At 39.5% G+C, this 6,760-nt stretch carries 7 protein-coding genes; all 7 read left to right on the forward strand.

The window, feature by feature from the left end:
• Positions 1–61: 61 nt before the first annotated feature.
• Positions 62–1,300: a ubiquitin-like domain-containing protein gene (locus tag ACLIBG_RS08570; RefSeq protein ID WP_439312351.1), complete on the forward strand. Its 1,239-nt coding sequence runs from the start codon at positions 62–64 to the stop codon at positions 1,298–1,300.
• A gap of 431 nt (positions 1,301–1,731) precedes the next feature.
• Complete coding sequence (rnmV, locus tag ACLIBG_RS08575) at positions 1,732–2,301, forward strand: ribonuclease M5 (RefSeq protein WP_439312352.1); 570 nt, start codon at positions 1,732–1,734, stop codon at positions 2,299–2,301.
• A complete protein-coding gene (gene rsmA / locus ACLIBG_RS08580; RefSeq protein WP_439312353.1) occupies positions 2,294–3,163 on the forward strand; it encodes a 16S rRNA (adenine(1518)-N(6)/adenine(1519)-N(6))-dimethyltransferase RsmA in 870 nt (289 codons plus the stop codon). The genes rnmV and rsmA overlap by 8 nt, the downstream gene beginning before the upstream one ends.
• Positions 3,164–3,395: 232 nt before the next feature.
• Positions 3,396–4,268, forward strand: coding sequence for a sporulation peptidase YabG (gene yabG / locus ACLIBG_RS08585; RefSeq protein WP_439312354.1), 873 nt, complete (start codon positions 3,396–3,398; stop codon positions 4,266–4,268).
• A gap of 164 nt (positions 4,269–4,432) precedes the next feature.
• A complete protein-coding gene (gene veg / locus ACLIBG_RS08590; RefSeq protein ID WP_439312358.1) occupies positions 4,433–4,699 on the forward strand; it encodes a biofilm formation stimulator Veg in 267 nt (88 codons plus the stop codon).
• 163 nt (positions 4,700–4,862) lie between these two features.
• Positions 4,863–5,042: a small, acid-soluble spore protein, alpha/beta type gene (locus ACLIBG_RS08595; protein WP_439312355.1), complete on the forward strand. Its 180-nt coding sequence runs from the start codon at positions 4,863–4,865 to the stop codon at positions 5,040–5,042.
• A 475-nt stretch (positions 5,043–5,517) separates the two neighbouring features.
• Positions 5,518–6,760, forward strand: a 1,243-nt coding sequence (locus ACLIBG_RS08600) for an ISLre2 family transposase (protein ID WP_439312356.1), incomplete at its 3' end; no start/stop codon positions are given.

Below are 6,760 nucleotides of genomic sequence, written 5' to 3' on the forward strand. Positions count from 1 at the left end.
AAGATTTTGACTTGGAATATATCTGTTTATATAATCAAAGTCGTTAAGGAGGCAAGATACCATGCAAATTATATCGAAAGTGTTGCCGGCATCTCGAAAGAAGTTGGTGATTTCGACATTTGGAATTATGGCACTTGTTCTATTTACAAGCTGGATAATCTTTGAAACAACAAAAGTGGAAATCGTTTTTGCTGATAACGGAGAAGAAACATCCATTAAAACACATACAAATACCGTTGGCGAACTACTGGATGAATTAGACGTTCCGGTAAGTGAGCACGATGCATTATCACACGACATAGATAGCCCAATTCAAAGCGGAATGGTCATCGACTATAAAACTGCAAACGAAATAAATGTAATGATTGATGGTAAGCAACAGCAATTTTATACGACAGCAGATACCGTTGGCGACTTTTTTAATAAAGAAGGCCTTTCATTCTCGACACATGATAGCATATCGCATAAAAAGAGTGATTCGATTGAAGAAGGCTTAAATATTTCTATTGATACAGCGTATGAAGTAACTGTCGATGAAGCTGGTGAGGAAAAGAAAATTTGGACGACAGGCGGAAATGTTGCGGATGTTTTAGCGGCAAACGACATAACATATAAAGACATGGATAAAATCGAACCCGCGTTAACGGATGATGTAACTGAAGATACGAAGATTACGATCGTTCAAGTGGAAAAGAAAACAGAAAAAGTAAAGGAACCTATAGCGTTCAAAACAGAGAAAAAGAAAGATGGTTCCCTCGAAAAAGGAAAAGAGCAGGTCGTTTCCGATGGGAAAGAAGGGCTCGTTTCTAAGGAATATGAAATAACACTGGAAAATGGCGAAGAAGTAAATCGTGAACTTTTAAACGAAGAGGTCATGGAGAAGAGTGTAAATAAAGTTGTTGCAGTTGGTACGAAGGAAGTGAAAAAGACGCAACCAAAGACAACAGCGTCTAGCAAAAAGTCTGAATCTGGAAGCAATTCGAGTAAATCAAGCGGTTCAAATGCAAGCGGAAAAGAATTAAGCATGACTGCAAGTGCATATACAGCCAAATGTAGTGGTTGCTCCGGGTATACATCAACCGGGATTAATTTAAACGCAAATCCGAACATGAAAGTTATAGCAGTCGATCCTAATGTCATTCCTTTAGGCTCAAAAGTTTGGGTAGAAGGCTATGGAACAGCGATTGCAGCAGATACTGGTGGATCGATTAAAGGAAAGCGAATTGATGCTCATTTCCCGACAAAGCAAGCCGCGTATAGCTTTGGACGTAAACAAGTTAAAGTAAAAATTCTTGATTAACATATCCCCCTTTATATATATTGAAAGCTGAAGTGGAATAAATTGCTCTTGCCATGATAAAATGGTAAGAGCATTATTTATTTTCGGAAACTTAGATAAGAGTTTATAGCGTGTTAACTTTGTAAGCCAGACAAAATAATACTAATAGAGGTAGTTCGAAAAATCCGGTAAAAATCGCTTTGATCTTCCGTGTTAGCAAAAGGGGAACTCCTACTAAAACCGCCCACGTCCTGGGACTGCGCGTAAATGCTCGCCCCACCGAAAAGATTTGTGGACAACGTAGGAGTCAGCACTTCCTGTACAAGCCCACTCCTCATGTATCTAAAAACATACATTTTGTTGCTCAAAGCTACACCGTCTTGAATATCTTTACGCTTTTTATCCACGTTTTTGAACACGCACTAATAGTAAATTGGAATGAGGAAATAATAGTGAAAATAAAAGAAATTATTATCGTTGAAGGGAAGGATGACAGTTCCAAAATCCGTCAAGCGGTGGATGCAGATACGATAGAAACGAATGGTTCGGCCATCAACCGAGAAACGTTGCAGCAAATTAAACATGCAAAGGAAAAGCGCGGGGTTATTATTTTTACCGATCCAGATTATCCGGGGAAACGAATTCGCCATATTATTGACGATGCAGTCCCCGGATGTAAGCATGCTTTTTTAACGCCAGATGAAGCAAGAGATAAACATCCGCATAAAAAGAGCTTAGGAATTGAACATGCCCCCATTGCGGTGATTCAAAAAGCGTTGGAAGGCGTGTATGAGCTTGCGCAGCCATCGGAAGCAGAAATTGAGCAACAGGATTTGATTGCATTTGGTTTGATAGGTGGCTCGGGTGCAAAGGAAAAAAGAGCAAAATTGGGTCGGGAATTAAGAATTGGCCAAACGAACGGTAAACAATTATTAAAACGACTAACAATGTTTCGGATTACAAAAGAGCAATTGAAAAAAGCAATGGAAGAAGTTTTAAAACAGGAGGAAAGCAATGCCTAAACCATTTATTGCAACCCCAAACAAAACAAAAGATATTTTGAAAAAACATCAGTTTGCTTTTAAAAAAAGTTTGGGTCAAAATTTTCTGGTCGATGTCAATGTATTAGGCAGGATCATTGAACATGCGGGCATTGATCTGCATTCTGGTGTTATTGAGATTGGGCCGGGTATCGGATCATTAACGGAACAATTGGCCATTCATTCCGACCAAGTCATCGCCTATGAAATTGACCAACGGTTGTTACCGATCCTGGAAGATACGTTACAAGCTTATGAAAACACAAAGGTTATTCATGCTGACATTTTGCAAGCGGATGTTCATGCTGCGATTAGGGATAACTTTACTGAGAACCAACCAATCCATGTTGTAGCCAATCTACCTTACTACATCACGACACCGATTTTAATGAAATTACTTCAGGATAAACTCCCTGTTAGTAGCTTAACTGTCATGATTCAAAAAGAAGTAGCGGATCGCATGGCGGCACAGCCAAACAGTAAGAGCTATGGTTCCTTGTCTGTTGCTGTCCAATATTATACAGAAGCAGAAGTAGCCATGCACGTGCCAAAACAAGCCTTCATTCCGCCTCCAAACGTGACGTCAAGTGTGCTGAAGTTAACAATGAGGGAAAAGCCACCTGTTTCCGTACGTGATGAGGAACAGTTTTTTTCAGTTGTTCGCGCATGCTTTGTGCACCGACGAAAAACATTATTGAACAATTTGGCGAATTATTCTAAAGCATTAAGCAAACAACAGCTGACGATTTTGCTAAACCGTATAGGAATTTCGCAGACTCGACGCGGGGAATCACTATCTATAGCTGAGTTCGCCGAGCTGGCAAACGCTCTTTATGAAACATAATCGATATGCACCTAGTAAGAACTTAAGCGTCCTTATATGCCCTTTATGTGTTCTAGAATGACGCGGTGGTTGAATAGATGAATGAACCTCAGGCAGACGAAAATTGTGCCTGCTCCCTATTGTTCTTTCTTTCATCCGATCAAGCTGAATAAATCAAAAATAGCACAACTTCGCCCATTCTGACATAGTCTATGTTAGAGTACTACTCCAGCTAACGAGGACGGTGTAGAATATGGGAGTTGTGGAAGGCAATTATGTCACACGTATATCCTATGGGCATGATTTATTGTTTCGTGTTGCCAATTTGAAGAGAGAGCAAGCAGTACTGCATGGTGTTGATATTCGATTAAGTGCAGATGCTCCTCTGGATGATCTTGTTCAAGTGGAAGATAGAGAATTGAACAAAAGAGAACAAAAAGTAAAAAAACAGGAAGATGTTTCGTACCGTTTATTTATACAGGATTACAGAATGCTGAAAGAGAAGCGAGAATATGAATCAACAGATGGGTATACACATGAAGATTCCCGCTTTCAGCTTCCGGTCAAAGTGCTGCATTTGGATGGAGATCAGAACTATTTACGAAAGTGCATGGAGTTATATGAGAAAATTGGCCTTCAGGTATACGGTGTGCATTTGCATGAAAAAGATATGGCGCAGGAAATAAGCGCTTTATTGAAAAACACACGACCAGATATAGTTGTTTTTACAGGCCATGACGCCTATTCAAAAAGGAAAGGGATGAAAAGTGAACTACGTGCATATAGAAACTCAAAATATTTTGTGGATACGGTTCGGGAGGCAAGGCAAGTAACGCCGCAGTTAGATGATTTAATCATTTTTGCGGGGGGATGCCAATCCCATTTTGAGTCTCTCATACGAGCTGGAGCTAATTTTGCGAGTTCACCATCACGGGTAAATATTCATGCACTTGACCCTGTCTATATTGTGGGAAGGATTGCTTATACCTCGTTTATGGAAAAAGTGAACGTACGGGCTGCGCTACGAAATACATTTACGGGAGATAGAGGAATGGGTGGAATAGAAACAAAAGGTTTATTACGGCTAGGAATGCCTTATATGGAAGAGGACTCAGGCGACTCATAAAATTACATTAACTTTTTTTCGTGCATAATTTGTAAAAAATTACAAAAGATAATACTAGAATTAAAAAAAGATGTTGACATGTTAATTCAAGTATTGGTATAATGTTATGTTTTGCTTGACGATTGAACGAGCATATGGTATAGTAAATACAGTGAGGTGGAGTGCTGGTGAAAACGATAACGGAAATCAAAAATGGTCTTGAAGGTCAAATTGGGCAACGTTTAAAACTAACTGCCAACGGCGGAAGAAGGAAGACGGTTATCAGATTTGGGGTTTTGTCCGAGACTTATCCTTCTGTTTTCGTAGTTGAGTTAGACCAGGATGAAAACGCATTTGAACGTGTATCATATAGTTATGCCGATGTTTTAACAGAAGCAGTAGAAATAAATTTTGTTACTGAAGGCAATCAAGCAGTAGGTGCAGAGCGGTAAACATTTTTGTTTGCTGCTTTTTATTTTTATCTATTGTCTATAAAAACATGCATTATTTATAAAGATTTTTTCCTTTTTTTCAAACATATAACAGGGGTAATTCACATAAATAAGTAAAAGATAAGCGTGTCGTAAAATTCATAACGGAAAGGAGCTGTCTTTCATGGGACGTGGAATGATGTCGAACCGATTGAAAGAAGAGATTGCCAAGGAGTTAGGTTTTTACGACACGGTGCAGAAAGAAGGATGGGGCGGCATTAAAGCAAGAGATGCTGGTAATATGGTGAAGCGGGCGATTGAAAAAGCCGAAGAGAACATGCAATCATCAGATCCCCGGTCATAACTGTAAGAGCTGCTTCTCGTTCAGAACGAGAAGCAGCTCTTTTCTTGCTAGGTCAGAAAGTATATAAATTTTGTGCATAGCTGTGACGTACAGGATGTTCTAGTGCAATTTTTTTCGGTGGGACGAGCATTCACGCGCAGTCCCAGGACGTGGCGACCTAAGCCTGCCAGCCTAGCCCCTCGAGGTCTTAAGCAATAATTCTTCGTGACAATAACCGCCACTACGATTTCTTGCTTGAGCTATGCCTGAGGCCGACCAGGGCGTTTGCGCATTTTTTAAATTTCGTATGAGTAAAATGTTTATGGGGGAACACATGAACTAATTACTCTAATATATGTTAGATAGAATGTCACATGTTAGAGGTTTGTGTAGGGGTATTATTTGGATTATGGGCAATAACCATGAAAAAGAGGCCTCTCTTTTGTATAGTTAAAGTTACAACACAACAACTATCCAAAGAAAAGAGGACCTCTAAATGAAAGATATCATATCTCAAATCACAATGAAAGAATTAGAACAGATAACATACCGTGCACTTCAAGAAACATTTTCCGAAGTGATGGCAGAAGTGTTGATGCACATGGATAAGACGATTGCTGAAAACAGGGATAAAAAAAGGTTTGAATTAAGAGATAAAAGAAGGATGACATTTGATTCTATGTTTGGTCACGTCGATCTTCGAAGGAATTATTACTTTGATCGCGAAACTGGAAATTATGTTTCCCTTTTAGATCAACACCTTGCTTTTGATGGTGGTCAGATGATGAGTCCTGTTGTACAAGATCTAGCAATTGAATTAGCTGTAACGGGTGTTTCCTATCGTCAGGCGGCAAATGCATTAGAAACCCTTTTGGGTTATCCCGTGATTAGCCACGAAGGAATCCGACAACAGGTCCTGAACACGGAAGTGATTCCCAAAGAAAAACAACCGTTAGAAAAGGATGTTATTTTTGTAGAAGTGGATGGATTATATACAAAGAGCCAGGAAAAAGGAAGAAAAGGTAGAGAATTAAAAATATCAGCGATCCATCAAGGATGGGAAATGAATGGAAAACGAGCGAAGTTGGTAGAAAAGCAACATTTTATTCATAGAAGAAAGTTACCTTTTTGGGAAGAATTTGAAGAATTTTTGGTAGAAACTTATGAATACGATCCAACTCGGCACCACTTGGTGATTAACGGTGATGGTGCACAGTGGATTACATCCTGTCGTGAATACTTCCGGCACAATGCGATCTTCGTTATTGATCGTTTTCATGTCGCAAGAGATGTGCAACGAATCTTCCGAGATCATCCAAGATACCGTTCCATCCGAAAGAAACTTGCAGCTTATGATGCAGATGGATTTATGACAGAATTAAATAGTGCAGTTGGAACCATTGGAAACGAGAAAAAAGAGGAACAATTAGAAGCATTGATTGCCCAATTGTCACAGTATCCAGAAGCACTTGAAGACTACCGTGAAAAGCTAGAAGATAAAGGAATCGATACAACACATTTCCGTCCTATGGGAAGTGGCGAAGGAACAATGAGTGTGTTTGCCAAGCGCTTAAAAAATGGGCGAAGTTGGTGTGAAGACGGAATCATGAAATTCATTGATGTCATGGTCGCATTAAAAGATGGAAAAGAAATCATAACTTTGCAAGGGAAACTAGAGCCAACGAAAGATCTAGAGCAAGAGAAACCACCAAAGCACTTTGTAGAGAAGCTTTCAAAGC

The organism is Virgibacillus sp. W0181 (genome assembly GCF_051846915.1).
Classification (GTDB): Bacteria; Bacillota; Bacilli; order Bacillales; family Amphibacillaceae; genus JBPYCR01.